Below are 26,064 nucleotides of genomic sequence, written 5' to 3' on the forward strand. Positions count from 1 at the left end.
GGGTATATGTCCCATTTGAACCCATATGCAATTAAAGCTCGATACGTCATTGTTTGGCCCGCTAGGGCGCTTCACTCGATACAGGTGACTCAATTCACCTACGACGCGTCTTAGTGCTGTAAACGGCGCGTAAATCCCCCAATTCCCGCGCCCGCGCGCCGCGCGAATCCGACCGGACAACGACGTTGCTTAGTAAAGTAGGGAATTGTCGATTTATTCCCGGCGGGCTAACAATGTGCGCGCCGCAGTGCACCACTGGACGAAATGTGGTGCAGCTTGCCGAGGGAACCGGCAACTGCGGGTCATGCAAATTCTGGAAGAGGACCGCTCCATGCCCCTTCATGCCCGCAAGCGCCCCACCCGGGCGCGCCGCCGTATCGCCGTCACCGTCGGCACCCTCGCCATGATCTCCGTCGCCGCCCTGGGCACAGCCCAGGCCGCCCCCGCCGCCTCTGCTGCGACGACCTACACCGTCCGGCCCGGCGACCACCTGGCCTCCATAGCCCGCGCCCAGCACGTGCCCGGCGGCTGGCTCGCCATCGCGACGGCCAACCACCTCGCGAGCCCCTACGCCCTCCAGCCGGGACAGGTCCTCACCCTGCCCGCCGGATCGACCCCCGCCGCTCAGCCGGCAACCACCACGAAGGCCGCGTCCCCGTCCCCCACGACGCCCGGCAGCCAGTCGTACACCAACAACCTGGACGGCTGGATCAAGCACGCGCTGGCGATCATGGCCCAGAACGGCATCCCCGGTAGCTACAACGGGATCTACCGCAACGTGATGCGGGAATCCTCCGGCAATCCCAACGCCATCAACCTCTGGGACTCCAACGCAGCCGCCGGTACGCCCTCCATCGGCCTGCTCCAGGTGATTCAGCCCACCTTCACCGCTTACCACGTGTCGGGCACCTCGACGAATATCTACGACCCCGTCGCCAACATCACCGCCGCGTGCAACTACGCCTTCCACCGCTACGGCTCCATCGACAACGTCAACGGTCCCTACTGACAGGGAATTACCGCTCCAAGGAACTCCCGAAGCTCGCGGTCACGGCGGCACTTGCCCGCCGTGACCGCGAGTTGCATCGTCAAAGCACCGACCAGTCCCCGTACGTGGCGACGGGCCGAACCTTCGCACAGTCCCCGGTCCTTAGGGGGGTTCATGCGCCGCGCCGTCGGGGCCGGCCGCGGTGAGGCGTTGGAGCAGGGGGCCTGGGCGTAGTTGATCTGGTCCGTGCACTTCACTCCGGGCGCCTTCTCACGTGGCTTCTCCCTCCCTTGGAGTTCCGCACGGCTGGGGGCGGTCAGCGGTGATCTGGTGGCGGTTGTGGAAGGTGATGCCTATGGGGGGGCCGAGCGCGTCGGCGACGGCGATGACGCAGACCGGAGTTGCTGCGACGCGGGCCGGGCGGAGCGTCATCGTGTCGGTCCCCAGGATGACGGGATGTGGGCGGAGTTCGGGGGGCGGGGGATTGGGGAAGGTGGGTCAGGGAGTCAGGACGACCTTGCCGGTGACGGTTCCGGACTCCGCCAGGCGCAGGGCCTCGGCAGCCCTGGCAAGCGGCAGTCGGGCGGCGATGGGGGCGGTGATGTCGCCGCGGCCCAGAGCGGAGAAGACCTCGGTGAGGTCGGCATGCAGCCGGGCGCGGAAGCGATCCTTGTGGAGCTTCTGGCCGGCCCAGATGTTGTAGAAGTGGGCGCGGCGGCCGTTGGGCAGGGTGTTCCAGAGCCAGGTACGGGCGAGGATCTTCAGGACGGGCCACTGCTTGGAGCCGCTGTCGTCACGGGTGGAGGCGCTGCCGTAGGAGACCAGGGTGCCGCCGGGGGCGAGCAGGTGCCAGGAGTCGATGACGCTGCGCCCGCCGACGTGATCGAAGACGGCGTCCACTCCGCCGGGGGCCAGCTCACGGACCCGGGCCGGCACGTTCGCCGTGCGGTAGTCGACCGGGGTGACGCCGAGGTCCCGTAGTGCGTCGTGGTGCCGGGCGGAGGCGGTGCCGATCACCTTCACACCGGCTGCGCGGGCGAGTTGGACCAGGATCAGGCCCACGCCGCCGCCGGCCCCGTGCACCAGGACTGTCTGCCCGGCGCGCACACGGGCCGTGCCGTGCAGCATCTGCCAGGCGGTGATGCCGTTGACCACGACGGTCTCGGCCTCGGTCGCGCTCAGACCGTCGGGGACCTCGACCGCGTCCTGCGCCTCGACGACCACGTGGCTGGCCCAGCCGCCGACCTTGACCAGCGCCGCCACGCGGCGCCCGGCCAGGGCCGGGTCGACTCCCTGGCCGGTCGACAGCACCCGGCCCACCAGGTCGTAGCCGGGCACGAACGGGAACGGGGGCTGGTCGTAGTACCGCCCGCGGCGCATCTGCTGCTCGGCGAAGGAGACCCCGGTCGCCTCCATGGCGATCACGATCTGTCCCGGGCCGGGCTCCGGGACGGCGGCGCCGCGGACTTGCAGTCCTTCCGGGTCCACGATGCCCGGCAGAACGACTTCGACGAAGGGGTGGTTGCTCACGACCACCCTCCCTTCTCTAGTGGCTATCGCGTTCGTTAGAAGTTCTAACACGACCACTCGCGATGGTCAATCGCAATCGTGATACCTTCTAACAACGCCGCCCGCCGCCTGAGCCCGCGTCGGCGTCAGGTCCGGCGCAGGCCTCAGCAGAGGCTTCGCCCGCTCACCTGTGGGCACGGAGGAAGGCCGGGATGTCCGATCGGGTCGGGTAGTCGGGCAGCGGTGCGGCTTTGTTCTGGAGGAACGCGGTGATGACGGCTGCTGCTCGTTCGTCGTTGTCACCCAGGCCGTTCCACATGTGATGGCCGACGCCGGGCATGTACTGGGTGCGCCGCACGGCGGGGTCGTCGGCGAGGACGGTGGTCTCCCATTGGCGCACCTGGGAGGAGCACTCGGCGATCATCAGCATCGCGGGCGTCCGGGAGCGCCTCAGTTGCCGGGCGATGGAGGGGGAGTCCTTGACCGTCTGCTGGACACGGAGGCTGGCGGCGGCGCTGAAGGAGAAGTTCCGCGCGGTGTCCTCGACCGGGATGCGGTGCGCGTCGCGGGCGCAGTAGCCGGACGCGGTGTCGCTGCCGAGGTCGGCTGCGGTGAGGGCGTTGTCGCCCTCGGCCTGTCCCACCAGTCCGTTGTCCGGGCTGAGCAGTCCGAGCCGCATGAGGCCGAACGCGACGGCGTAGCGCGGGACGTGCGTCGAGCGCGGTCCGGTCATGGGCGGTGCGATGCCGCGCGCCGACGGCCGGCCCTTCTGCCCCGCGATCCGTGTGGTGGGACCGTCCATCGGGCCGGGTTCGGCGATGATCGCCCGGTGCAGGCGGGCGGCGACGGCCGGGTCGGCCAGCGCGCGGGTGAGCACGACGGCGCCTGAGGAGAATCCCAGCACATCGCTGCTGCCCAGCCGGTCGAGGAGGGCCCCGAGATCGCGGACGGACCGGTCGATCGAGTACTGGCCCATGGGCAGCGGCTCGCTCCGCCCGCCACCGGCCTGCTCGTAGGCGTACACGTCGTGGCCCTGCCCCGCCAGGCGCTGGAGGAAGTGGTGGTCGAGCACCGAGATGCCGCGCACCGGACCGCCGTTGAGGTAGACGAGCGGGACGCGGCGCCGGGGCCCGTGGCCGGTGGGCGGGTAGTGGTAGACGGCGACCCGGCTGCCCGTGGACAGGCTCCAGTGCTCGGTGGTCACGAACGGCAGGGCGGGCGGGTGGCGGCGCGTCGTGGGGACGGTCGGGACGCACACCGACAGCGTCAGGGCGGCCGCGACGAGCACCGGCAGGAACGGCACGAGTCGCCCCCGCCAGGTCCGGCGGCGGCCTCGCCGCAACGCCGCGACGAGCGCGATCCCGAGGGTCGCGGACCATGCGGCGAACCCCGATCCCGCGCCGTCGGTGGCGACGATCAGCGCCAGGAAGACGGCGACCAGCACGAGGACCGCGGCGGCAGCCGCCAGCAGGCGGCCGACGAGGCGGACGGTACGTATGACGGACGACGGCACGGCAATCCCCCAGGTTTCAAAACACCGTTTCAAAACGATGTTATCAGGGTGGGTACACTGCTCCCCGTGGGAAGGCCGAGAACGAACGACGCCGCCGTCAGAGAGCGGCTCGTGGCATGCGCGACCGAGATGTTCGCCACCCGTCCCCGCGAGTCGGTCACGGTCCGCGCGCTGGCCACCGCGGCCGGGACGTCGACGGCGGCGGTGTACACGCTGTTCGACGGCAAGGACGGGCTGGTCGGCGAGGTCCGCGACCGGGCGGTGGCCGGCCTGTTCCAGGACCTGTCGACGGCCCCGACCTCCGACGACGCACTCGACGACCTGCACGAGCTGGCCGCCGCATACCGTCGCTGGGGACGCGAGCACCGCCACCTGTACACGGTGTTGTTCGGCGGCGCGCAGTCCTTCGACCCGTCCGGCAGGGTCGGCGACCGCGACCCCGTACGACTGCTCGTCGCGGCGATCGACCGCGCCGTGGCGGACCACACCCTCGCGGGCGACACGACACTGATCGCCGTGTCGCTGTGGGTCGCCCTGCACGGAGTCGTGACCCTCGAACTCGCCGGCGCCCTCGACGACACCGCGGCCGAGACCGCGTTCCGGTCGACGATCGGCGCCGTACTGCGCGGCTGGGCAACTCCCGCCGCACCCACCGGCCTTCGCCGCGCCGGCACCGCGCCCTGACGCGGATGCCCGGTCCTGTACCTAGACCTGTTGTCCTGCCCGGACTCGGCAACCATGGCCGACGGCGACGCAGGTTTCATCCGCCGCGAAGTGCTCAGCGCGCGTGCGAACAGCACCCTTCTTGAGGCGCGGCACCGGCGACGGACTCCGTACGGCAGAAGCAGGACGCTTCGATCGGTACGTCCGCCATCGCGGCGGCGATCTTCAGCTGCTGCGCCACGATCTGGGCCTCGCCCGCCCTGCCGAGCCGCACGAGGCACTCGTGGAGGCCGTGCAACGCCCAGACATTGCCCGGGTGTTGCTGTGCGCGTGGCAGGGTGTCGTCGAGTCCGAGATCGGCCCGGTAGACGGCTTCGGCCTCCGCCACCAGGCCCTGTTCGAGGAGCAGCGCGCCGTATGCGTGCCGGGTGGGCTGCATCCACCCCCACGGCTCGTCGTACGGAAGGCCGTCGTCCAGCTCGATCGACCGGCGCAGGGCGGCGAACGCGGCCTCGTGGCGCCCCTTGCGGTAGTCCAGCTCCCCGTCCAGCATGTGCGCGGCGATCGCCAGGATGGCCGCACAGGTGTTGTTGAACAGCATCCGGGTCTCCGGGACCCGGGCGGCGGCCTCGCGGAAGAGCTCACGTTCCGCGTCGGCGTCGTCGGTCCGGTTCGACGCGGAGAGCGCGACACCGCGTGCGTACCGCAGCATCGCCGTGGTCACGCAGTACAAGCGCGCGTCGGCGGGCATCGGCAGGGCCAGGATGTCGTCCCAGCGCCCGAAGCGGATGAGCACGTGCACCCGCATCGCGAGGAAGCCCTCCAACCAGTCCGCCATCGGTGGGCTGTCCACGCGCAGCAGTTCCTCGGGCACGGCCGCTTCAAGCCGGTCCGCCGTTTCGAGCGCGTCCTGGAAGCGGCCGAGGAACATCGCGCCGTAGATCTTGAAGTGGTAGTTGTGGCAACGGTACAGGGTGTAGAAGTTCATCGCCCCGGCCCTGGCGTGGAACTTCTCGTCGGCTGCGATCGCCTCGGTGTTGTCGGAGATCACCCGGCGATAGTCGCCGCAGAGCACTTCCAGGTGCGAGGGCATGTGCTGGAGATGGCCCGCGTCCGGCACCAGACCGCGCAGCCGGTCGCCCACCGGCAGGGCCGCCTCGGGCGTCGGGGACATCTCCATCAGGTGGATGTAGAGATGAAGGAGGCCCGGGTGCCGGGTGCCCGCCTCCGTGGCGATCGCCCGCTCCAGTACGGCCCTGGCCTCGACGGTGCGCGACCCCGGGGCCGGCGTGCCCGTGCGGAGGTCCCACAGCCGCCAGGGCGTGAGGTTCATCAGGGCGTCGGCGTACAGGGCGGCCACGTCGAGATCGTCGGCCGCCATCTGATGGACGGCCCGCATGCTGTCGGCGTAGCCCGTGTTCCACACGGAACAGTCCTCGACGTCCGGGGCCTGGGCCTGTGGATAGCGGGCACTCAGCGCACCGATGAGGGCTCGCTCGACCGGCGTGGCGCCGACGGCCTTCGTCTGCGCGCGCCGCACCGCGGCATGCGCACGCTCCACCGTCCGCCCCAGGTCCTGTGCGTCGAAGAACTCCCAGGGTTTGTTGTAGTTGGGACCGAGCGCGTAGGCCAAACCCCACTCGGCCATGGCACAGTCGGGATCCGCCGCGACGGCGGCCTCGAAACAGCGGACGGCCTCTTCGTGATTGAAGGCATACGTCCAGTTCAGCCCGCGGTCGATCCACGTCTGTGCCTCGGGGGACGACGTCGTCACACGCCGGCCGTGGCTGCCGAGGTCGTAGTAGCGCATACGAACTCCTCAAGGCTGACGGCCACCGTCCCGGTCGCGGGGAGGGTGCGACGGTGACCAGGGGAGACGACCCTATGCCGAACCCCGGGGCCCAGCAGCCCTGACTCACGACCCGGTGCCATGTAGTGAATTCACACCTGACTATTGATCGCTTTTTTGGTTTGCCGGTCTATCGTCTCAACAGATCATGATCGAATGTCAGCTGAGGTCGACACGGTGAAGCGAATGATGGGCCGGGGAAAGCGGTACAGGCCGGTGACGTGGACGCTCGCGGGAACAGCCGCGGCCGTCCTGGCGGCCGGCGGTTGCAGCACGAGCGGCGGCGGATCCGGTCATGCGCCGCTCCCCTCGGAAAGCGGCAGGCCAACGGGCGCCCCCGGCAACGCGTCCGGAGCTGCCGACACCGCGGCCGCGTGGCACAGGTGGGGCCTGAATCCGCTGCCGGCCGCGCCGCCGCCCCCGGCCGACAAGCCGGTGAAACTCGCCGCCACCGGAACCGTTCCGGTCCTCACGCATATACCGACCACGCAGAAGGTCGTGTTCATCACCGTCGACGACGGTCAGGAAAAGGACCCCAAGTTCATCGAGATGATGCGGGACCTGAACATCCCGATCACGATGTTCCTGATGAACGACGCCATCAAGTCGGACTACGCGTACTTCAAACCGCTTCAGGCGCTGGGCAACCACATCCAGAACCACACCCTGCACCATCCGGTCATGAGCACCGTCCCTCTGGCGCGCCAGAAGGAAGAGGTGTGCGGCGACCAGAAGATCCTCACCAAGGAGTACGGCACCGCGCCACTCCTGTTCCGCCCGCCCTACGGCGCGTACAACGAGAACACCAGGATCGCGGTCGGGGAGTGCGGACCCCGCGCGATCGTGTGGTGGCGGGAATCCATGCAGATCCGCAACATGCAGTACCAGGACGCACGCAAGAAGCTGCGCGCCGGTGACATCATCCTCGCGCACTTCCGCGGGCCCAGTGAACTCAAGGGGGCCACGATGACGCAGATGTTCACCAACCTGCTCAGGCGCATCCAGGAGCAGGGATTCACAGTGGCACGCCTGGAGGACTACATCCAGCCACCGGCCGGATGAGCCCTGGTTCCCCCAGTTCGTAGGCGTCCGGCGTGGGCCGGGCGTAGACCGGGTCAGCCACCGCCGTTCGTGGCGGTGAGCTTTTCGACGATGTCTCGTCCGGGCCGACGAGGCGCCCGTCGCCGGAGTGGATCTCCCATGGGCTCAGCGGGCGTCCGTTCCGTCGGTCGAGGAGTCTCGAGTGAGCCTCCACGGAGTCGAAGCAGTGCGTCTCGCCCCACGGGCGCAGTGCCACGGTGACGGGGAAGAGCGCCTGCCCCTTGTCCGTGAGTACGCGACGACGGGATGGCCAGGGGTGTCCGCCGTGGGGGCGGCGTTCAGTTGCGCCGCCCTGCTGCTGTGGGCGATGCCCCGGTGCGTCGGGAGCGGCGGGCGCGAGTGAGCAGGGCTCGGCGCCACGTCTGTCCAGTTGCGAACCGCGTGCGCAAACCATTCCGAGCAGCCCCGGGCTGATCCGAGGCCCCCTCGACCTGTCCCGTTCAAGACGCCCCGGCGGCGGTCAGCCCGACAACTGGCCGTCGTGCAGAATCCGTTGGAACAGACGGTGGTCCCGCCACTCGCCGTTGATGTGCAGATAGCGCGGAGCCATGCCGATCGGCTCGAAACCGTTCTTCGCCAGCACCCGTTGCGAGGGGACGTTGTCGAGGAGCGTGGTGGCCTCGATGCGGTGCAGGCCGATGACGTCGCGGGCCGTGTGGCAGACGCTCGCCACCGCCGCGCCGGCCAGTCCCCGGCCCTGGCGGTCGGCGGCCACCCAGTACCCCAGGGACGCGCTGCGGAAGGGCCCGAAGACCAGGCTCGTGAGGGTGACCGTGCCGACGATCGTGCCGTCGCTCTCCAACACCCAGGGCACGAGGCGGCGTTCCGTGAACTCACTCAGACGCTCGGCCGTGCGCTCGGCCTGCCCCGCGACGGTGAAGAAGCTGTCCGGACGGCGAGGTTCCCAAGGAGCCAGATACTCCCGGTTCGCCACATACGCGGCGTGCAGCGCTTCCGCGTCGCTGACGGAAACAAGCCGCAACACCGCGCCGCCCGGCAGTACTTCAGGAGGAATGATCACCTCGGCACTCTAGTACCGCGATGTCACGTCGCTCCCTCTGCTCGGCTCCTGCGGCACCTCCATCCCGATCTCGGTGTACATCGGCCTGGCCGCCCTCATCACCGTGATCGCCGTCATCGCCGCCCGCGAAGCCCGCGGCAGCGATCTCGCGGCCATCGAGGCGGACGGCACCACCGCTCAGCCCGCCTCGGAGCAGCCGACGGCGGCCTCCGCCTGAGCCGTGAGACGACGTGACCGAGCAGAGGGGCCGGGGCGACGGGCCGTCCCAGGCCACGGGATCCGGCCCCTCACCTGATCCGCCTGCTCGACCCCTTCACCCTTGCCGCGCGTCGACACGGGCGCTCCCACGCGCTCCACCAGGTAATTCACGGGCGGTGTGTCCGGCGTTCGTCCTATCGTGTCCGCGGACGCCCGGGGCGGGGCGGGGTCGATGGGAGGGGCGGCGGAGTGCCGGACGCGTACCAGGTCATGCTCGATGCCGAGTTGAGCAAGGCGTTCGACGTGTGGTCCGGCTATCTGGACGCCGACACCGGCGAGGATCCCCAGGTCCGTGCCCGACTGCGCTCCACGTGGGAACGGGCTCGTGCGGCGGCCGCCGAAGGCGATCTCGTGTCCGCGCGTGCCGCGGTGACGGACCTGTACGACGAGGCCCGGGAAGCACGCCTTCCCTGGGCTCCCGCATTGCCCCGTCCCTGGGAGGCGGACGAGCAGGCGCGTGACTACGCCAAGGACGAGCTGCGTGAAGCCCTTCCCCTGCCCGTGCGCGACGCTCTCGGGATCATCGCGATCTCCCTCTCGGTCACGGCCCGCCGACTCCAGTCCCTCCCCGGGCTCGACTGCGGCACCCGTCAGGACATCCTCTACATCACGGCCCGCGCCAGGATGGCTCTCGACCTCGCCCACCCGAGAGCAGCCCGGCGTGAACTCGAACGCCTGAAGGTAATTGCGCGGCGCTGGAGCACCGAGCCCTGAAGGCCCGCGGGCTAGGACAGGGCGCTGATCCTGCTGCGGACCTTTTCCACGATCGTGGCCGGGAGCGTCGCGTAGCCCTGGAAGCTCAAGTCCTCCTGGCCCCTCCTGCCGGAGACGTACGTCAGGAACGCCTTGGTGGCGGACCACGTCGCCGCCTTGTTGCCCTTGTCGCAGACGATCTCGTACGTGACCATGTCGATCGGATAGGCGCCGGCAGCCTTGGTCCCATAGTCCAGCTTCAGTACGAGGTCGTCGCCGGGGCCCGCGACGCTGGAGCCGGCGATCGCCTTGGACGCCGTGAGAACGCTGGCGTCGACCGGGGCCGGGGCTCCGGTGGCGATCGAGACCGTGGGAACGCCATGGGCCAGGGCATGGGACAGCTCGACGTAGCCGATCCCACCGGTGGTGTTCTTCACCTGGTCGGCGAGGCCCGAGGAACCCTTCGCGGACTGGCCGCCCTTGGCCATCCACACCTTGTCGTGCCCGTGCGGCCAGGCCCCCGGGGCGGCGGCGCTGAGGTAGGAGGTGAAGTTGTCCGTCGTACCGGACGAATCGGAACGGTGCGATGTCCGGATCGGTGTCGAGGGCAGTGTGGTGCCGGGGTTGAGCTTCGCGATCGCCGGATCGTTCCACTTCGTGATCCGCGAGTCGAAGACCTTGGCCAGGGTGGGTGCGTCCAGGACCAGTTTGCTGACGCCTGGCAGGTTGAAGCCGATCGCGATCGGGCCGCCGACCATCGGCAGGTGCACTGCCTGACCGCCGCCGGAGCACACACTCCTGGACTGGTCGACCTGTGCGGCGCTCAGCGCGGAGTCGGAACCCGCGAAGGCGGTTCTGCCCTTCAGGAAATCGGTCTGACCGGCACCGGAGCCGTTCCCTACGTAGGTGATCTTGGTACCGGGACACGCCCGCATGTAGTTCTCGATCCAGAACTTCATCGCGAACTCCTGCGCGGTCGAGCCGGAAGCCGGCACCGCGGCCGCCCTGCCGCAGGCGATCCCGGTGGGGGCGGGCGAGGGCGCCGCGGACGGTGTACTGGCGGGCCGGGAACTGCCGGTGGAGCCGCACGCCGTCAGCAACAGGGCACCGCAGACCACCGCCGCTCCGACCGCCGGGCTGCGCGGCCCGCTCTTTGGCTGAAGCACTCTTCGGCTCTCCTTCTTGCGGACCGCCGGGGTCGGCCCGGTACGGGGGTGTGGCGCCGCGTGATCCCTGTGGCCTGCATGGGTAGCGACAGCTGTACTCACTATATGCAATCACATCATTACGCTTAGTGATGCATGCGGTGCTTGCGGGGTGGGTTGGGCATCTTGCTCCTGCAGGGTGAGGAGATGATGAGTCAGCCCTGCGATCGTCTGGTCGCGCCGCATCGGGAGAGCGCCGGGAAGTGTGTTGTCGGCCCGCTCTGGGCCCGGTGGATCGCCTCTCTCGCGGTAGCGCAGAGTTTGGCATAGGACAAAGTGTTAGGATTGCCCGCGGAGGTGATCACGTGCCGGTCAGCGGTACGACCGCGGCGGAGATCGCCGGCAGTGTGCGGGATCAGGTCGCGTCCGGCGAGCTGGCGCCACGGGCGGTGCTGCCGCCGGTGCGGGTGCTCGCCGCCGAGCTGGGAGTGAACCGGAACACGGTCGCCCTGGCATACCGGCGGCTCGTCGAAGCCGGGGTGGCGGAGACCCGGGGCCGTGGCGGCACGGTGATCGCCGAGGTGCCGCAGCTGGCCCGCGAGGGCGTCGGGGCCGACGGCGACTCCGTCGACCTGGCAAGCGGCAACCCCGATCCCGAACTGCTGCCGGACATCCTGGCCGCGGTCCGTGGCGGCCGCTACCGCCAGCCCCTGTACGGCATGCCCGCCGTCGACCCGGACCTGGCCGAGTGGGCCTCCAACGACTTCGCCGAAGATATCGAGCAGCCGTTCCGGACACTGGTGACGCACGGAGCGGTCGACGCCACCGAGCGGCTCCTGAACGCCCATCTCACCCGCGGCGACCTGGTGGCGATCGAGGACCCCTGCTTCCTGGCGAGCATCGGCACGCTGCGGCTGAACGGCTACCGGCCGGCCCCGGTCCGGGTCGACGGCGCGGGCATGCGTCCCGACGCCTTGCGGGCCGCCCTTGAGGACGGTGCCCGAGCGGTCGTCTGCACGCCGCGCGCCCACAATCCGACCGGTGCGAGCCTCACCGAGGAACGGGCGGCCGACCTGCGCGCGATCCTCGCGGACCACCCCCAGGTCCTGGTGATCGAGGACGACCACTTCTCGGCTGTCTCCGCGCGGCCGTACCAGCGGATCACGCCCCCGAGTACCGCGCGTTGGGCTCTGGTGCGGTCCGTGTCCAAGTTCCTCGGCCCGGACCTGCGGCTCGCCCTCGTCGCCGCCGACACGGAGAGCACCCTGCGCCTGGAGGCGCGGTTGAGCGCCGGGACCACATGGGTCAGCCACCTCCTGCAGCACATCGCCCACGCGCTGCTGCTCGACCCCGGCGTCCATGAACTGCACGAACGGGCCCGCGAAGCCTACGCGCACCGCAGTGGTCTGCTCGTCCGGCGGCTGCGCGCTCACGGTGTCGAGGTGCCCTGCCGGCCCGACGGGCTGAACGTATGGGTCGAGCTCGACGTCGACAGCCGGTCAGCGGTCCAGGCCCTGGCGCAGCGGGGCTGGGCCGTACGACCCGGCGGCCTCTTCGTCCGTGAACCGTCCGCCCACCCGGAGGCGATCCGGGTCACCAGCTCCACCGTCACCGAGCCGCAGGCCGAGGCGTTCGCCGCCGAACTCGCCGCGGTCGTCGCCGACTTGCGCGCGGCGAACCGGCAACCGTGACCGGCCCTCCCCTCCGAAGGAGTCACCATGTTCCAGGGCCTCAGCGCCTTCCCCCTCACGCCCACCCGTGAGGACGGCATCGACGGCACGGCGTACGCCGCGCTCGTCGCCCGCCTCGCTGCCGCCGGAGTCGACTCCATCGGCGCGCTCGGCTCCACCGGCGGCTACGCCTACCTCACCCGGGAGCAGCGCGCTCACGCCGTGCGGATCGCGGTCGAGGCCGCCGACGGGGTCCCTGTCCTGGCCGGGATCGGCGCGCTGCGCACCTCACACGTGCTCGCGCTGGCCGAGGACGCTCAGAAGGCCGGGGTCTCCGCCGTGCTGCTCGCCCCGATGACGTACCAGCCGCTCACCGAGGACGAGGTGTTCGGTCTGTTCGAGGATGTCACCCGCGAGCTGTCGGTGCCCTTGTGCGTGTACGACAATCCCGGCACCACACATGTGCACTTCAGCGACGAACTGCACGGCCGGATCGCGCAGTTGCCGAACGTGGGATCGATCAAGATCCCCGGCGTGCCCGGGGACCCGGCACAGGCGAAGGCCCGTGTGGACGCCCTGCGGGCGCTGATCCCGGACACGGTCACCATCGGCGTGAGCGGCGACTGGCTGGCCGCGCTCGGTCTCAACGCCGGGTGCGACGCCTGGTACTCGGTCATCGGCGGCACGTTCCCGCAGACCGCCCTCGCCCTCACCCGTGCCGCCCGGAGCGGTGACGCGTCACGCGTGACGGACCTGTCCGACGCACTTGAGCCGCTGTGGGCGCTGTTCCGCCGCCACGGCAGCCTGCGCGTCATGTCCGCCGCCGCGTCCCACCTCGGGCTGACGGGGGAACCGAACCTGCCGCGCCCCTTGCGCGGCCTGGACGAGAGCGTGCGGCACGACGTGGTCACCGTGCTGAACACCCTCGGGCTCACCGCCTGAGCGGGCACCCCGCGCGCACCACGAATCGTCGGCACATCTCGTCGGCACATCACGACCGGAATGCCGTCACCGGGCCGGTGGCAGGTGGACCGTCATGATCAGGTGGCAGGTCTCGGTGCCCGAGCCGCGGTAGGTGTGCGCGGTGTCGCCGTCGAACGTGGCAGTCCGGCCGGCCTCCAGGATGTGCTCGCTGCCGTCGACGACCAGGGTCATCACGCCTGAGGTGACACTGATCGTCTCCACGACCCCGGCCTGGTGGGGATGGCTCGGATACTCCTCGCCCGGCTCCAGCCGCCAGCGCCACACCTCGACCGGGGCCGGGCCCGAGGTCGTCAGCATGAGCCGGGCCTCGCCGCCCAGTTCGCCGGTCCACAGCGGGGCCACGTCGTCGACGGCCGCGATCCGGACCCTGCCCTCGTGCGGCCCCTGCATGAGGGCGGACACCGAGATGCCGAGGGTGTCGGCGAGCCGGACCAGGGTGGCCAGGTTGGGGTTGCCCTGTGCCTTCTCCAGGGCGACCAGGGCGCCCTTGCTGACCTGGGCGCGCCGGCCGAGTTCCTCCAGGGACAGGCCCGCGCGGACCCGGGCCGTCCGGACGTTGTGTGCGACCGTCCGCAGAGCGGCGCCTGTCTCGGCCACCTGATCACCATCCTCGTACGCTGGTCGGAGTGATGGACCGCACGGTCGTTATGTTGACACGCGTCGGTCGATTCGTTGTACCGTGTAGCCGTTCCATTGATAGTAAGGGATGTGCTGTGATCGCTCTGCTGCTGGCCCTGGGCAGCTCTCTCGCCTACGGATGCGCCGATTTCCTGGGCGGCCTGGGGGCCCGAAAGGCCCATGTGCTGCGCACCGTGATGGTCGCGGCGCCGGCCAGCCTCGCCGTGGAGCTGCTGCTGTGGCCGGTGCTCGGTGCCTCGTTCAGCGGCGCGGCCCTCGGCTGGGGTGCGGCGTCCGGGGTCGCCTCGGCGGCCGCGTTCGTCCTGCTCTACCGCACCCTGGCGATCGGCCCGATGAACGTGCTCTCGCCCGTCACCGCGCTGGTCTCCGCCGCACTGCCCGTGGGCGTCGGTCTGCTCCAGGGCGAGCACCTGAGCACCGCCGGACTGGTGGGTCTGCCGCTCGCGCTGCTCGCGGTGGTGCTGGTCAGCGCCGGACACGGCACGGGCCCGGTGCGTCCCTCGCGCACGGCGCTGCTGCTGGCCTTCGGCGCGGGCGCGGCCATCGCGCTCCAGCTGATCTGCCTGCACCAGGCACCCGCCGACAGCGGGGTGGCGCCGCTGATCACGGGCCGCGCGGTCTCCTCGGCCGTCACCCTGGCCGCTGCCGGTGCGCTGCGCCGCAGGCTCGGCGACGAGCGGCCCGCGTACGGGATGTCGGCCGCGGCGGGTGTGCTGGACTCCATGGCGAACCTGCTCTTCCTGCTCGCCGCCCGCAGCGGTGACCTCACCGTCGTCGCCGTGATCACCGCCCTCTACCCGGCAGGAACGGTCCTGCTCGCCCGCGGCGTCCTCGCCGAACGCATCCACCGCGGCCAACTGGTCGGTCTGGGCACCGCGTTCGCCGCGGTCAGCCTGCTGGCCCTCGCCTGACCCCTGTACGTCCGCCCCCGTAGCCGTCCCCACGGAAGGCGACCGGAATGTTCATCGAGAGCTGTGACGCCGGTCCCGGTCTCGGCGAGGCCGAATGGGCCACCTGGATCGCCGACGACCATGACGCACCCAGCCCGGCGAGGCCGAGGCGGACCTGCTGCGCCGTGGACCAGCCTTCGTGCGACCGGCCGTGCTCCGGCATTGTGCGGCCCACGCTCCGAAATCGCCGGCGTACGCGCCAAGTTCACGTATGGCGACCACCGGCCGGCCGAGCACCGCACTGCCGTCGCCGACCGCCCCACAGCGCGGGACCGCGGCCCTCGACGCGGCCACCGTGGGCCGACACGCTGCGTCGGCGCGATCGTGCAGCCTGGACCGCGTCGGCCCCTGGAAGCCCTGCCCCCGCCCGGCCACCCACCCCACACACGAATCGGAACCCGCCCATGACCGTCTTCCGCATCGCCCCCGCCGTCGCCGACGCCTTCCCCGGCACCCTCATCGCCGTGGTCACCGCCACCGGCCTGCGCGGCCGTGAGCCCTGGCCGCACACCGTCACCGCCCTGGAGGAGCTGGAACAGCAGCTCGCCGACGGCAGTTGGACCCCCGCCGACGAGGCCGACCCCCGGATCGAGGCCTGGCACACCGCCTATCGAGCCTTCGGCACCAACCCGCGCCGCATCCGGCCCAGCGTCGACGCGCTCGGCCGCCGCATGGCGAAGAAGGGCGGTCTGCCGCGGATCAACCCGGCCGTCGACTCCTACAACGCCGTCTCCGTGCGCCACGGCCTGCCCTGCGGCGCCTTCGACCTCGAACACGTCACCGGTGCCGTCGACATCCGCCACGCCGACGGCACCGAGTCCTTCACCCCGCTCGGCGAGCCCGACACCGTCGAGACCCCGAAGCCGGGCGAGATCGTCTACGCGGACAGCGAGATCGTCCTGACCCGGCACTGGAACCACCGCGACGCCCACCGCACCCGCGTCACCGAGGACTCCACCCGCGTCGCCTTCGTCCTGGAGACCCTCCACGCCGAGCGGGACGGCGACCTCCTCAAGGTCGCGGCCGACGAACTCCAGGGCCTCCTCGCCCCGCACGCCCAGCAGACGGCCGTGCACTACCTCAGCCCGCAACAGCCCCAGGCGACGGCCTGATTCCGTGGCGCCGTGCCGTGCCGCACTCCACGCTCGGCACGCCTCACTGAGTGGGATGCGGATTCAAGGGGGAAGGATTGATGCGCCCGGTGTTCGTCGTCCTGGACCCGTCAGGGAGAGGGAGAGAGGTCAGGCCATGCCCGACTCGCCGCAGATCGATGTCGTCCGCCGCTTCTACGACGCCAAGGGGGACCTCGCGGTGATCAGGTCGCTGGTCGCGCCCGACGCGCAGTGGGACGTGGTGGAGGGGTTCCCGAACGGCGGTGTGTACGACGGGCTGGACAGCATCGTCGACGACTTCTTCGGCTTCTTGTCCCTGTTCTCCAGCTTCCGGGCCGTCGCCGACGAGTTCCACGAGGCCGGCGACCGCGTCATCACACTCGGCCGCTACGTCGGCGTCACACACGGCGGACGGGACGTCACCTCGCGGTTCGCCCATTTCTTCACGCTGCGGGACGGCTTGATCGTGCGGCTCCAGCAGACCAACGACACCCTGCCCATCGCCCGCGCGCTGGAGGAATGACGGCACGCTGCCGGGTTGCCCGCACGGTCAGTGCGGGAAGGCGCGAGGGGGTCGCTGGCGGGGCAGTTCCTCGCGGAAGTCGGAGATGGCGGTGCTGATCTGGCGCATCAGGACCGTGTGTTCCAGGCGGTCGAGGTAGAGGTTCGCGTGTGCCAGGGCGGGCAGGTCGACGCAGAAGTACAGCCCCATGAGCGGGTTGACGAACAGTTCGCTGCCGCGGGTGCGTTCGGTGAACCGTACGTCGCCGAACTCTCCCCGTACGGCTGCGGCGACGGATCCGTGCACGATGCTGGGATGACTGGCATGGCAGTCCTGGGCGTGGGCGACCGCGTCGAGATAGGCGGCGCCCTCAAGGCTTTCGCGGGGCAGTGAGAACGCGCCCAGGTAGCCGCCCGAGCGGTCCAGGCGGGCCAGGTTCTCCAGCACGAGGGCATGGTTGACACCGTGGTAGGCGTCCACTCCGAAGCCCACGCACGCCACGAGCCGGTGCGCGACCTCGTCCAGCCCGGCGACCGCCGCGAGGCTGGCCATGTCCTCCTCCGGTGTGCCGAGCCCGTGTTCGTCCCCCCGCATCAGGATGTCGGTGCCGCCGTCCACCAGCACGACTGCGTCCACCCCGCCGAGGTGGTCCAGCAGTGCCCGGTAGGCGGCACGCAACGGCTGGACGCCCGTGAGGGGAAAGGCGTAGACGGTGTCGGGCAGTTCGCGCGTGCGCAGCCAGCGGGCGAGCGAGCGCTCGGGGAAGTAGTCGCCGCGCAGCGGGGTGTCCGGGCGCACGGCGGCGACGTCCTGTGCGACCCAGGAGTCGAGGTCCAGGCCGTACAGGTCGGAGAAGGACAGGCTGGCCAGGTGGACCTCTGCCCCGGCCGAACGCAGGGCGAGGGCCAGGGGCAGTCCGGCGTAGACGTCGAAGCCCCCGCCCGCACCGGCGACGAGGACCCGGCGCGCCTCGCGCAGGCGGGTGAAGAAGGCGGGCTCACGCAACGAGAACATCAGCAGAACCTAACAAGGCCGGTGCGCCACCCGGACAGCGGTCCGGTCAACGAGCGGCTCCGGTGCCGGACTTGGGACGAGCCGGAACCCGGTCTCCGCTCGCAGGGAGTGGCCGACGCCGCGAAACCAAGCGGCGGGCATGCAGCGGATCGCCGACGAGGCCCAGGTGCCTCGTCTCACCGTCCACCGCGGCTCCCCCTGCGGCGCAACGGCACATCAGGGCAGGAACGCGCCCGGCACGAGCCGGGCCGGTCACGACACCGTCCCGGGCCGCCTCCGTCATCGTCGACGGCCTCCGCCGCCCGCACAGGACTGAACGCCCCAGACGCGGCAGCGCAGGCACCCTGCACCTGGCGCCCCTCGTACTGGGCTCGGGCACGCCACTGCTCACCGGCGGAGTGCCGCGCTCGCCGGTGCGGCGTACGGTCACCTCGTCACCAGGGCACTTCCCCCGCGTCCTCGAAGAACCCGCCGGTCGGACCGTCGGCGGGCAGGGCCGCGAGCCGGATCGCGACCGCCGCGCCCTGTTCCGGGGTGCGCACACCGCGGAAACCGTTGAGGTCGGTCGCGCAGAAGCCGGGACAGGCGGCGTTGATCAGGATGTTCGTGTCCTTCAGCTCCTTGGCGTACTGGACGGTGACGGCGTTGAGGAAGGTCTTCGACGGCGCGTAAGCGACGGAGATCGGACCCGTTTCGGCGCCGGGAGTGGTCTGCCGGGTGAGGGAGCCGACGCTGCTGGACATGTTCACGATGCGCGGCGACGGCGAGCGGCGCAGCAACGGCAGCATCGCGTTGGTGACGCGGATGACTCCGATCACGTTGGTCTGCACGGCCGCCAGCACCGTCGAGGGGTCGACCGTGGTGGGCATCTGTGGCGCGTTTCCCGTGATCCCGGCGTTGTTGACCAGCACGTCGAGGCGTCCGGCGCGGTCCTCGATCAGCCCGGCGGCGGCTGCCACGCTCTCGTCGTCGGTCACGTCGAGCGGTACGCCGAAGGCGTCGACGCCGGCCGCCAGCAGCTTCGCCACGGCGGCCTCGCGCCGCTCCTCGTCCCGGGCGCCGACTCCGACGCTCCAGCCGAGGGCGCCCAGACCGGCCGCGATCTCGTAGCCGATTCCCTTGTTCGCGCCGGTGACCAGCGCGATCGTCTGTTCGTTCATACGGCCGATCCTCTCCGGGCCTCGCCGGATCCGGCCAACACCGAATGGGTGGGCAGCGATACCTGACGGGTATCGACCCCGGTCGGGGGCCGGGTAGCATCGCGGTGTGGAGACACGGGAGCTGCGGTACTTCGTCGCCGTCGCCGAGGAGTTGCACTTCGGGAGGGCCGCGCAGCGGCTCGGCATCGCGCAGCCTCCCCTGTCGCGGGCGATCCATCAGCTCGAACGGCGTCTGGGGGCGTCGCTGCTGGAACGCACCAGCCGCACGGTCACCCTGACCGAGGCCGGGTCGGTGCTCCTGCGGGAGGCCCGGGCGGCGCTGGACGCGGTCGAGGCCGCCGAGCGTCGTACCCGCCGCGCCGCCCTCGCCGCGACCGGCCGGCCCGGCGTGGTCCTCGCCACGAAGGCCGGCGCCTCCAGCGAACTGCTGGCGAAACTGCTCGACGCCTACGCCGCCGAACCCGATGCGGTCACCGTGGACCTGCTCCTGTGCGGGATCGGCGAGCAGGAACGACTGCTGCGCGACGGCCGGGCCGACGTGGCCCTGCTGCACCTGCCGTTCGACACCGCGGCCGGCTTCGACATCGAGGAACTGCGTACGGAGGGGCAGGTCGTGGTCCTGCCGGCCGGGCATCCCCTCACCGGCCGGACCCATGTACGGATGGCCGAGGTCACCGAGCTGTCCGACCTGCCGCTGCCGCGCTGGCCGGGCCCCGACGGCGCGTACCCCGAGGGCCCGGGGCCGCGGGCCCGCGACCATGCGCAACTGCTCCAGCTGATCGCGCTCGGCCGCGCCTGCTGGATCGCGCCGGAGTCGTGCCGGGCGCAGCTGAGCGAGGATCTCGCCGCCGTGCCCGTGCTGGACGCGCCGGCGGTCACGACGGTGATCGCGTGGCCGCCCCACAGCCGCTCCCGAGCCGTCGCGGGCCTCGTCCGGGCTGCGACACGTCACTGAACGCCCGCCCGCGCCTCCCCTCACGCACCCGCCGGCCGGATGCCGCGTCGCCGACGTGATTCAGCCGTGGCGCCCCAGTTCCCGCTGCGCCACCTCGCGGAAGCTGTTCGGCGGGCGTCCGGTGAGGCGCTGGACGGTGTCGGTGATCCGGTCCTCGGCGCCCTGGGCGATGGCGCGGTCCATGCCGGCCAGCATCGTGGCGAACTCCAGCGGCATCTGCGCGGCGAGGCGGTCGCGCAACTGCTCGTACGTCAGACGCCGGTGCGCCACGCGGCGGCCGGTGACCTCGGTGACGATGGCGGCGATGTCGTCGTGGCCGAGGGTCTGCGGGCCGGTCAGGACGAGGTCGGCATGGAGCGCGCGGTCGTCCGTCAGGGCGTGTACGGCCACGGCGGCGATGTCGTCGGCGTCGACGAATCCGATCCGTCCGGTACCGGCCGCGGTCCGGATGACGCCGTCCTCGCGGATGCTGCGGGCGTGGGCGTGCGTGCCGGTGAAGTTCTGCATGAACCAGGAGGGCCGCAGCACCGCCCACTCGTCGAACAGGTCGGGCAGACGGCGGTGCACGGCTCCCACTCCCGGTCCCCCCTCGGGGATGGCCGACGAACTGAGCAGTACCGCACGTCGCAGACCGGTGGCCCGAGCCTCGCGGAGGAAGGGCAGCATGACCGCGGCCGGGTCCGGGTCGCCCGGGGGCGGGACGAGGTAGACGCGGTCGGTCTCCGCGAGGGCGGGACCGAAGGTGGCGGGGTCGTACCAGTCGAAGCGGACCGGCTCCGTGCCCGGGAGCCGGGTGGCCCGTCGGCTCCCCGCCCTGACGAGGTGGCCGGCGGCGGCCAGGGCGGCGGTCGTGCGCCGGCCGGTGGTGCCCGTGGCCCCGATGACCAGGGTGTGGCTCATCGCGCACCGTTCCCGGCGAAGGCCAGGCCGGGCTGCTGGACGGCGAGGGGGTTCCAGTAGTCCCGGTAGGAGGTGAACTGTCCCTCGCGGACGGTCACCACGGCGATGTAGGTCATGTCGAACGGCGCCCCTGTCTCGACCAGAAGGCCCAGGCCGCGCATCTCGGCCACGACGGTCCGCACGTCGGTGGTCCGGTGGATCCGCAGGTCGGGGAAGTCGTGCAGGTCGATGTGGTCGGGGTAGCCGCTCATGTAGGCGGCGATCGCGTCCCGGCCCTCCAGCCGTCGGGGCCAGCCCGGCGGCGCGAAGGGGAACTCCATCACGCCGTCCTCGGCCCACAGGGCGGTCCAGGCGTCAATGTCCTTGTCGAGGAGCAGCCGCAGGCTGTGACGGTACAGCTGTTCCGGCGAGCGGTGCGTGGGCATGGGTGCCTCCGTCCCATACGATCCGGACCCGCGGTCCGGTTTGGTGGGCGCTACGATACGGACCACGGGTCCGGATCGCAAAGGAGGAACCACGTGACCGAGCGCCGACCGCGCAAGGACGCCCTGCGCAACCGTGCGGCCGTCTTCACCGCCGCCGACACGCTCTTCGCCCAGTGCCAGAGCCCCGACGGCGTCACCATGGCCGACATCGCGGCGGCGGCCGGGGTCGGCAAGGCCACCCTCTTCCGTGCCTTCGGTGATCGCACCGGGCTGATCCGCGCGCTCTACGAAGCGCGACTCGAACCGATCATGAACGCCGTCGCGGACGGCCCGCCGCCCTTGGGCCCCGCCGCCCCGCCACTGGAGCGCGTCCCGGCCCTGCTCGACGCCGTCCTGTGTCTGAAACTGGACAACCGTCACCTCGCACTCGCCCTGGAGCAGACCGGCGCGGACAACCCCTACGCCACCGCGCACTACGAGGGCTGGCACGCGCTGCTCCGGGACACGCTGGACCGCATTCCGGGCCTGGCCGACAGCGACTTCACCGCCCATGCCCTGCTCGCCGCCACCCGCGCCGACCTCGTCGCATACCTGACCGACGGCAAGGGCACGCCCCGCGAGGAACTGCGGGAGAAATTGGCGAAGTTCACCGCCTCCGTCCTCAACACCGGCTCCGGACAAGGGCAGGCCGCCGAACACTGACAACGCCCAGGACGGGTCGGCTTCCGAAGTCAGCCGTCCGGATCATGCCCGACGGAACGCACCCCTTCGAGCCCCGTCCGCGGGAAGAACGCGTAACCCCAGCGCGCCTCCCAGGTGTCCGACATCGACCAGGCCGAAGAACTCAGTGTGCCGCTCCGCCGAGCGGTGAACAGCGCTTTACGGCGCTGAGGGCGTCACCGGTTCTGCCGTCGGGCCGCCGTCGACGGGGATGCCCAGTCGGCCGGCCACGGTGGTGAGGGCGTCGCCCAGCGGAAGTGCGACCCGGGTGAGGGCGTGCCCGTCGCCCCGGGTCGGGTCCCGGTTGACGATCAGGACCGGTTTCCCGTCCTGGGCCGCCTGGCGGACGAACCGGAGTCCGGACATCACCGTCAGTGAGGAGCCCAGGACCAGCAGCGAGGTCGCCGCACGGACCAGCGCACGGCAGTGCTCCACCCGCTGCGGCGGAACGGCCTCGCCGAAGAACACCACGTCCGGCTTGAGGATGCCGCCGCACACCGAACAGGGCAGGACACGGAAGTCCCCGACCTGTTCGTCGCTGAGGTCGGCGTCGCCGTCCGGGTTGATCCCGGCGGCCACCGGCTCGAAGCCCGCGTTGGCCTCCTCCAGCCGCCGGGCGAGTTCGTGGCGCGGGCTGAGGGCGCCGCAGGAAAGGCAGACGACCCGGTCCAGACCTCCGTGGAGTTCCACGACGCCGTCGGTGCCGGCGGCCTGGTGCAGGCCGTCGACGTTCTGGGTGATCACACCCGCGAGCAGGCCGTGGCGCCCGAACGCGGCCACGGCCCGGTGCCCGGCGTTGGGACGGGCGCGACCGAAGGTGCGCCAGCCGAGGTGGCTGCGCGCCCAGTAACGGCGCCGCGCCCGGCCGCTGGTGGTGAATTCCTGGTACGTCATCGGGGTGTGCCGGCTCAGGCTCCCGCCCTCGCCCCGGTAATCGGGGATGCCCGACTCGGTGGAGATGCCCGCACCGCTGAGCACCAGCACACCGCCCGTGCGCAGCACATCGGCGACCGGCTTCAGATCCGTGGTGCCCGGCGGCAGGTCCTCGGTGGGGGTCCAGCTCAGAGTGGGGCGCATGCGCATACCGCCAGGGTACGAAACCGGCAGCCGTCCTCCGCTCGTACCGTGGCCGTGGGGCGGGTCTGCCCCACCTCGTGCCCGGGGGCCTGCCGGAGTGTCCGAGGCCGGCCGTGCATGATCCGCTGTTCGCACGTGAACCGTGTGAGAAGGGCGGAGAGTTGAAGGCTCGGATCGGATACGTCGCGTGGGTCGCGGGTGCAGCGCAGTTCTTCGTGGCCCACGTGATCGTCGAGTCGGCCTGGAGCAGGCCGTACAGTTGGGCGCGGAACAACATCAGCGACTTGGGCAACGTTCACTGCGCGCTGCAGTCGGCACCAGAACCACGCTATGTCTGCTCGCCCGAACACGGCGTGATGAACGCCTCGTTCGTGGCTCTGGGGACGCTCCTGGTCGTCGGTGCCGTCTGCGCCGGGACCGTGTGGGGCAGAGGCGCGACCGCGAGGGTGGGCCGGTCTCTGGTGGCCTGCGCCGGAGTGGGGTTCGCGGTGGCCGGGCTGGCGCCTGCGGACGTCCACGAGAACCAGCATGTCCTCGGTGCGCTGCTCATCATGGCCCTGGGCAACATCGGCCTTGTGCTGACGGGAGTCGGCCTGGCGGATGAAGCGCCGGGGCCGCTGCGCTGGGCGACCAGTCTGCTGGGAGCGACGGCGATCACGTCGTTCGGGCTCTTCCTCTCCCACCGCTACCTCGGACTCGGCATGGGAGGCATGGAGCGGGCCGCGGCGTTTCCCCTCCTGGCGTGGGCGCTGTTCATCGGTGTCCGCGGCCTGCTCCACCGGGCGACTCGCACGGAGCCGCACCATGACCCGGTGCGGGCCTGACGGCCGCTGGTCCAGCGTGCGTTGACATGCGCTGAGCCGTCGAACGGCGCTCTACGGTCTGCCGGCGCAGGGCTGGGGTGCGGCGTCGTCGCCGAGCCTGTCCAGGAAGCCGGCGAGGGTGTCGGTGACCTCGTCGAGGGTGCGGGCGGCGAAGAGGACGGGCTGGTAGCCGCCGACGTCGTAGGGGGTGGCGAGCATGGCGTCGATGTCCAGCCGGCGGATGCGGGATGCGTGCAGCCGGCGGATCTCTCCGTAGGAGGAGAGCAGGGCCGCGCCGTAGGCCTTGGGCGCTCCGTTCTCCTCCAGGACGCCGTACTCAAGCGTGAACCAGTACACGTCGCTGATCATCTGGAGGACGTCCTTGCGCTCGATGCGCTCCGCGGCTTGGCCGAACAGGCGATAGATGTCGGCGAAGGCGGGGGAGGAGAGGTGGATCCCGTGCCCGAAGACGTCGTGGATGATGTCGGGCTCGGGGGTGAACAGCGGCACGGCCGGGTGGCGCACGAACTGGACGGCGTGGAAGTAGCCGGCCGCCATCGAACCCAGGAACCGTTTGTTCGCCACGACTCCTCCCGCGAGGGTGAAGTCGAAGCCGGTCAGCCGGCGCAGGTGGGAGCCGACCTCGGCGTGCTGCGGGATGTGGTCGGCAGGGATGGGAGCCTGGTCCCGGGCGCCGAGCGCGGCGCGGCAGGCATGCTCGTCCTGGGCGCCGAGCAGCGCCCGGTGCACGGTCCGCCAGGTCCGTTCCTCGCCCTCGCTGTAGTCGACCGTCGGGTAGGGATCACCGACCCGGTGACCGCGGGCGGCCGCGGCGATCGTCCTGCGCCGCAGCAGGTACCCCGGATCGCTCAGCCCAGGGTGCTGGACAGCCACGCCCAGCCGGCCGTCGGCCGCTATGGGCGTGCGCACGGGAATACCGCTCACGCACCCGATCCTCCCATCGGGCAGAAGGGCACACATCTCGGCACGCGGTCGCTGGACAGGATGTGGCGCGATCAAGGCGGTGACCGACTCCGGGGCGCCCGCTCGTGCCCTCGGCGAAGGTTCTCGGCGGAGCGCTGTTACGGGGTGACCGGGCCCGGCTCCGGCTCGGGGACAGCCGCTGGCGCGCGGCGGGGGAGCAGCAGCGGGGTCGCCAGCAGGAGCACGCCGGCCAGGCCGATGGCCGTACGCGGACCGAGCAGGCCGCCCAGCACCCCCCAGACGGCCGTCAGGAGCGCGGACGAGGCCTTGGTCGTCACCGTCCAGGCGGACAGTGTGCGGGTGACCCGGTCGGTCGCGGTGCGGTCGAGGCGGTAGGTGGCGTAGACGGGGTTGAAGACCCCGCAGCAGAAGATGAGCCCGAGTTCCACGCCCATCACCAGCAGCAGCCCGCCGGTGCCCGGCCCGAGGAAAGCCAGGCCGACGGGCCAGAGCGCGCGCAGCGCCCCGACCACGACCAGGGTCCGGTGCTGCCCGTACCGGGTGACGAGCGGTCGGGCCAGCCGCGAACCGAGCAGTCCGCCGATCGAGGGCGCGGCGAAGGCGAGGCCGTACTGCCACGGCGTGAACCCGAGTGGGCCGAGCATCAGGACGGCCAGCAGTGGCTGGGTGGCCATCACCAGGCCGTTGAACAAGGCGGTGTTGAAGAACAGCGGGCGCAGTGTCGTGTCGGCGAGGATGTACCGCCAGCCGTCGAGCAGGTCCACGGCCCGCATGCGCGTGGCCTCCCGGCGCTCGGGCCGCGGCTCGTGGCCGCCCGTCGCGCGGATGCCCAGGGCCGAGAGCAGGTAGCTGACCGCGTCGGCCACCACCGTCGCCACCGGACCCAGGAGCCCGATCGCCGCGCCGCCCAGCGGGGGCCCGATGATCGTGGTCGTCCAGGCCGTGGACTCGAACCGAGCGTTGGCGACGAGCAGGTCCTCGGCCGGCAGCAGCGTCTTCAGGTACGCGCCGGACGCGGCGCGGAAGGTGATGTCCGCCGCCGCGACGACGACGGAGACCAGCAGGAGCTGAAGGAAGCCGAGCACCCCGAGCGCGTACGCGACAGGGATCGTCAGCAGCGCCGCGAACCGCACCAGGTCCATCGCGATCAGCACCGGCCGCTTGCGGCGGAACTCCACCCACGGACCGAGCGGCACCGCCACGGCCGCGCCCACCGCAGCCCCCACGGAGGAGAGCGCGGCGACCTCGGCGGGTCCGGCGTGCAGCACCCGGACGGCGATCAGCGGGAACGCGCCGAAGGCGAGCCACGTGCCGAGCGCGCTCGTCCCGTACGCTCCCCAGAGCCATCCGAACGGCCGCCCCAGCCGACGTCCCAGCAGATGCCCCAGCCGGTCCCCGCTCTTCATGTCCGATGCTCCTCGCCACTCACCCGCACAACCGATCCGCGACCGGAATCATCAAAGCGAGC

At 71.1% G+C, this 26,064-nt stretch carries 26 protein-coding genes; 13 read left to right on the forward strand and 13 right to left on the reverse strand.

Annotation, left to right across the window (positions count from 1 at the left end):
* Nucleotides 1-331 precede the first annotated feature (331 nt).
* Nucleotides 332-1,009, forward strand: coding sequence for a LysM peptidoglycan-binding domain-containing protein (locus ACFC8N_RS41685; RefSeq protein WP_356031208.1), 678 nt, complete (start codon nt 332-334; stop codon nt 1,007-1,009).
* 477 nt (nt 1,010-1,486) lie between these two features.
* Here the strand turns inward: ACFC8N_RS41685 and ACFC8N_RS41690 are convergent, their stop codons facing one another.
* Both ACFC8N_RS41690 and ACFC8N_RS41695 read right to left on the reverse strand, forming a co-directional pair.
* Nucleotides 1,487-2,518 carry a medium chain dehydrogenase/reductase family protein gene (locus tag ACFC8N_RS41690; protein WP_376294732.1) on the reverse strand — a complete coding sequence of 344 codons (1,032 nt, stop codon included), beginning with the start codon at nt 2,516-2,518 and terminating at the stop codon, nt 1,487-1,489.
* Between the two features lie 163 nt (nt 2,519-2,681).
* Entirely contained in the window at nt 2,682-4,010 is a 1,329-nt protein-coding gene (locus ACFC8N_RS41695; protein WP_376294734.1) for an alpha/beta hydrolase, read from the reverse strand.
* Nucleotides 4,011-4,076: 66 nt separating this feature from the next.
* On the opposite strand from ACFC8N_RS41695, the gene ACFC8N_RS41700 reads away from it, so the two are divergent.
* Nucleotides 4,077-4,694: a TetR-like C-terminal domain-containing protein gene (locus ACFC8N_RS41700; protein ID WP_356031203.1), complete on the forward strand. Its 618-nt coding sequence runs from the start codon at nt 4,077-4,079 to the stop codon at nt 4,692-4,694.
* Between the two features lie 94 nt (nt 4,695-4,788).
* Here ACFC8N_RS41700 and ACFC8N_RS41705 read toward each other — a convergent pair whose 3' ends face one another.
* Nucleotides 4,789-6,483 carry a hypothetical protein gene (locus ACFC8N_RS41705; RefSeq protein ID WP_376294736.1) on the reverse strand — a complete coding sequence of 565 codons (1,695 nt, stop codon included), beginning with the start codon at nt 6,481-6,483 and terminating at the stop codon, nt 4,789-4,791.
* Nucleotides 6,484-6,711: 228 nt separating this feature from the next.
* Here ACFC8N_RS41705 and ACFC8N_RS41710 point away from each other — a divergent pair, with 228 nt between their 5' ends.
* Nucleotides 6,712-7,584, forward strand: coding sequence for a polysaccharide deacetylase family protein (locus ACFC8N_RS41710; protein WP_376294842.1), 873 nt, complete (start codon nt 6,712-6,714; stop codon nt 7,582-7,584).
* A gap of 499 nt (nt 7,585-8,083) precedes the next feature.
* On the opposite strand, the gene ACFC8N_RS41715 is transcribed toward ACFC8N_RS41710, so the two are convergent.
* Nucleotides 8,084-8,644 carry a GNAT family protein gene (locus ACFC8N_RS41715; protein WP_362822301.1) on the reverse strand — a complete coding sequence of 187 codons (561 nt, stop codon included), beginning with the start codon at nt 8,642-8,644 and terminating at the stop codon, nt 8,084-8,086.
* Between the two features lie 73 nt (nt 8,645-8,717).
* Between ACFC8N_RS41715 and ACFC8N_RS41720 the strand changes: the two genes are divergently transcribed.
* Nucleotides 8,718-8,861, forward strand: a complete 144-nt coding sequence (locus tag ACFC8N_RS41720) for a hypothetical protein (RefSeq protein WP_376294739.1) — start codon at nt 8,718-8,720, stop codon at nt 8,859-8,861.
* A 230-nt stretch (nt 8,862-9,091) separates the two neighbouring features.
* Complete coding sequence (locus ACFC8N_RS41725) at nt 9,092-9,616, forward strand: hypothetical protein (protein ID WP_376294741.1); 525 nt, start codon at nt 9,092-9,094, stop codon at nt 9,614-9,616.
* Nucleotides 9,617-9,627: 11 nt separating this feature from the next.
* Here ACFC8N_RS41725 and pstS read toward each other — a convergent pair whose 3' ends face one another.
* Nucleotides 9,628-10,761 carry a phosphate ABC transporter substrate-binding protein PstS gene (gene pstS, locus ACFC8N_RS41730; protein WP_376294743.1) on the reverse strand — a complete coding sequence of 378 codons (1,134 nt, stop codon included), beginning with the start codon at nt 10,759-10,761 and terminating at the stop codon, nt 9,628-9,630.
* 344 nt (nt 10,762-11,105) lie between these two features.
* Here pstS and ACFC8N_RS41735 point away from each other — a divergent pair, with 344 nt between their 5' ends.
* Both ACFC8N_RS41735 and ACFC8N_RS41740 read left to right on the forward strand, forming a co-directional pair.
* A complete protein-coding gene (locus ACFC8N_RS41735) occupies nt 11,106-12,431 on the forward strand; it encodes an aminotransferase class I/II-fold pyridoxal phosphate-dependent enzyme (RefSeq protein ID WP_376294745.1) in 1,326 nt (441 codons plus the stop codon).
* A 27-nt stretch (nt 12,432-12,458) separates the two neighbouring features.
* Complete coding sequence (locus ACFC8N_RS41740; protein ID WP_376294747.1) at nt 12,459-13,352, forward strand: dihydrodipicolinate synthase family protein; 894 nt, start codon at nt 12,459-12,461, stop codon at nt 13,350-13,352.
* A 66-nt stretch (nt 13,353-13,418) separates the two neighbouring features.
* On the opposite strand, the gene ACFC8N_RS41745 is transcribed toward ACFC8N_RS41740, so the two are convergent.
* The gene (locus ACFC8N_RS41745; protein ID WP_356031191.1) at nt 13,419-13,991 is read right to left on the reverse strand and encodes an XRE family transcriptional regulator; all 573 of its coding nucleotides are present in this window, start codon (nt 13,989-13,991) and stop codon (nt 13,419-13,421) included.
* 116 nt (nt 13,992-14,107) lie between these two features.
* On the opposite strand from ACFC8N_RS41745, the gene ACFC8N_RS41750 reads away from it, so the two are divergent.
* From ACFC8N_RS41750 to ACFC8N_RS41760, 3 genes are all read left to right on the forward strand, one after another.
* A complete protein-coding gene (locus tag ACFC8N_RS41750; RefSeq protein WP_376294750.1) occupies nt 14,108-14,944 on the forward strand; it encodes an EamA family transporter in 837 nt (278 codons plus the stop codon).
* 443 nt (nt 14,945-15,387) lie between these two features.
* Complete coding sequence (locus tag ACFC8N_RS41755) at nt 15,388-16,095, forward strand: B3/4 domain-containing protein (RefSeq protein WP_376294752.1); 708 nt, start codon at nt 15,388-15,390, stop codon at nt 16,093-16,095.
* A 136-nt stretch (nt 16,096-16,231) separates the two neighbouring features.
* On the forward strand, nt 16,232-16,618 hold the full coding sequence (locus ACFC8N_RS41760; RefSeq protein ID WP_356031186.1) for a nuclear transport factor 2 family protein: 387 nt from the start codon (nt 16,232-16,234) through the stop codon (nt 16,616-16,618).
* 27 nt (nt 16,619-16,645) lie between these two features.
* On the opposite strand, the gene ACFC8N_RS41765 is transcribed toward ACFC8N_RS41760, so the two are convergent.
* Nucleotides 16,646-17,611 carry a DUF1152 domain-containing protein gene (locus ACFC8N_RS41765; RefSeq protein WP_376294755.1) on the reverse strand — a complete coding sequence of 322 codons (966 nt, stop codon included), beginning with the start codon at nt 17,609-17,611 and terminating at the stop codon, nt 16,646-16,648.
* Between the two features lie 434 nt (nt 17,612-18,045).
* On the reverse strand, nt 18,046-18,771 hold the full coding sequence (locus ACFC8N_RS41770; RefSeq protein WP_376294757.1) for an SDR family oxidoreductase: 726 nt from the start codon (nt 18,769-18,771) through the stop codon (nt 18,046-18,048).
* Nucleotides 18,772-18,877: 106 nt separating this feature from the next.
* Here ACFC8N_RS41770 and ACFC8N_RS41775 point away from each other — a divergent pair, with 106 nt between their 5' ends.
* A complete protein-coding gene (locus tag ACFC8N_RS41775) occupies nt 18,878-19,726 on the forward strand; it encodes a LysR family transcriptional regulator (RefSeq protein WP_376294760.1) in 849 nt (282 codons plus the stop codon).
* A 60-nt stretch (nt 19,727-19,786) separates the two neighbouring features.
* On the opposite strand, the gene ACFC8N_RS41780 is transcribed toward ACFC8N_RS41775, so the two are convergent.
* Both ACFC8N_RS41780 and ACFC8N_RS41785 read right to left on the reverse strand, forming a co-directional pair.
* On the reverse strand, nt 19,787-20,626 hold the full coding sequence (locus ACFC8N_RS41780; RefSeq protein ID WP_376294762.1) for an NAD(P)H-binding protein: 840 nt from the start codon (nt 20,624-20,626) through the stop codon (nt 19,787-19,789).
* The gene (locus ACFC8N_RS41785) at nt 20,623-21,051 is read right to left on the reverse strand and encodes a nuclear transport factor 2 family protein (protein WP_376294763.1); all 429 of its coding nucleotides are present in this window, start codon (nt 21,049-21,051) and stop codon (nt 20,623-20,625) included. The genes ACFC8N_RS41780 and ACFC8N_RS41785 overlap by 4 nt, the downstream gene beginning before the upstream one ends.
* Before the next feature lie 93 nt (nt 21,052-21,144).
* Here ACFC8N_RS41785 and ACFC8N_RS41790 point away from each other — a divergent pair, with 93 nt between their 5' ends.
* Nucleotides 21,145-21,753, forward strand: coding sequence for a TetR/AcrR family transcriptional regulator (locus ACFC8N_RS41790; RefSeq protein WP_376294766.1), 609 nt, complete (start codon nt 21,145-21,147; stop codon nt 21,751-21,753).
* 177 nt (nt 21,754-21,930) lie between these two features.
* Here the strand turns inward: ACFC8N_RS41790 and ACFC8N_RS41795 are convergent, their stop codons facing one another.
* The gene (locus ACFC8N_RS41795) at nt 21,931-22,854 is read right to left on the reverse strand and encodes an NAD-dependent protein deacetylase (protein WP_376294769.1); all 924 of its coding nucleotides are present in this window, start codon (nt 22,852-22,854) and stop codon (nt 21,931-21,933) included.
* A 155-nt stretch (nt 22,855-23,009) separates the two neighbouring features.
* On the opposite strand from ACFC8N_RS41795, the gene ACFC8N_RS41800 reads away from it, so the two are divergent.
* A complete protein-coding gene (locus ACFC8N_RS41800) occupies nt 23,010-23,672 on the forward strand; it encodes a DUF998 domain-containing protein (protein WP_376294771.1) in 663 nt (220 codons plus the stop codon).
* 51 nt (nt 23,673-23,723) lie between these two features.
* Here ACFC8N_RS41800 and ACFC8N_RS41805 read toward each other — a convergent pair whose 3' ends face one another.
* Entirely contained in the window at nt 23,724-24,596 is an 873-nt protein-coding gene (locus ACFC8N_RS41805) for a phenylalanine 4-monooxygenase (RefSeq protein WP_376294774.1), read from the reverse strand.
* Nucleotides 24,597-24,733: 137 nt separating this feature from the next.
* Nucleotides 24,734-26,002, reverse strand: a complete 1,269-nt coding sequence (locus ACFC8N_RS41810) for an MFS transporter (RefSeq protein WP_376294777.1) — start codon at nt 26,000-26,002, stop codon at nt 24,734-24,736.
* Nucleotides 26,003-26,064 lie beyond the last annotated feature (62 nt).

The organism is Streptomyces sp. NPDC055966 (assembly GCF_042269865.1).
GTDB lineage: Bacteria > Actinomycetota > Actinomycetes > Streptomycetales > Streptomycetaceae > Streptomyces.

Bases quoted from the DNA above. Each gene is read 5' to 3' on its own strand.
- ACFC8N_RS41785 (WP_376294763.1), bottom strand. From the start codon at position 21,051: ATGCCCACGCACCGCTCGCCGGAACAGCTGTACCGTCACAGCCTGCGG.
- ACFC8N_RS41710 (WP_376294842.1), top strand. From the start codon at position 6,712: ATGGGCCGGGGAAAGCGGTACAGGCCGGTGACGTGGACGCTCGCGGGA.
- ACFC8N_RS41685 (WP_356031208.1), top strand. From the start codon at position 332: ATGCCCCTTCATGCCCGCAAGCGCCCCACCCGGGCGCGCCGCCGTATC.
- ACFC8N_RS41705 (WP_376294736.1), bottom strand. From the start codon at position 6,483: ATGCGCTACTACGACCTCGGCAGCCACGGCCGGCGTGTGACGACGTCG.
- ACFC8N_RS41755 (WP_376294752.1), top strand. From the start codon at position 15,388: ATGACCGTCTTCCGCATCGCCCCCGCCGTCGCCGACGCCTTCCCCGGC.
- ACFC8N_RS41765 (WP_376294755.1), bottom strand. From the start codon at position 17,611: ATGTTCTCGTTGCGTGAGCCCGCCTTCTTCACCCGCCTGCGCGAGGCG.
- ACFC8N_RS41795 (WP_376294769.1), bottom strand. From the start codon at position 22,854: ATGCGCATGCGCCCCACTCTGAGCTGGACCCCCACCGAGGACCTGCCG.
- ACFC8N_RS41780 (WP_376294762.1), bottom strand. From the start codon at position 20,626: ATGAGCCACACCCTGGTCATCGGGGCCACGGGCACCACCGGCCGGCGC.
- ACFC8N_RS41770 (WP_376294757.1), bottom strand. From the start codon at position 18,771: ATGAACGAACAGACGATCGCGCTGGTCACCGGCGCGAACAAGGGAATC.
- ACFC8N_RS41740 (WP_376294747.1), top strand. From the start codon at position 12,459: ATGTTCCAGGGCCTCAGCGCCTTCCCCCTCACGCCCACCCGTGAGGAC.
- ACFC8N_RS41760 (WP_356031186.1), top strand. From the start codon at position 16,232: ATGCCCGACTCGCCGCAGATCGATGTCGTCCGCCGCTTCTACGACGCC.
- ACFC8N_RS41810 (WP_376294777.1), bottom strand. From the start codon at position 26,002: ATGAAGAGCGGGGACCGGCTGGGGCATCTGCTGGGACGTCGGCTGGGG.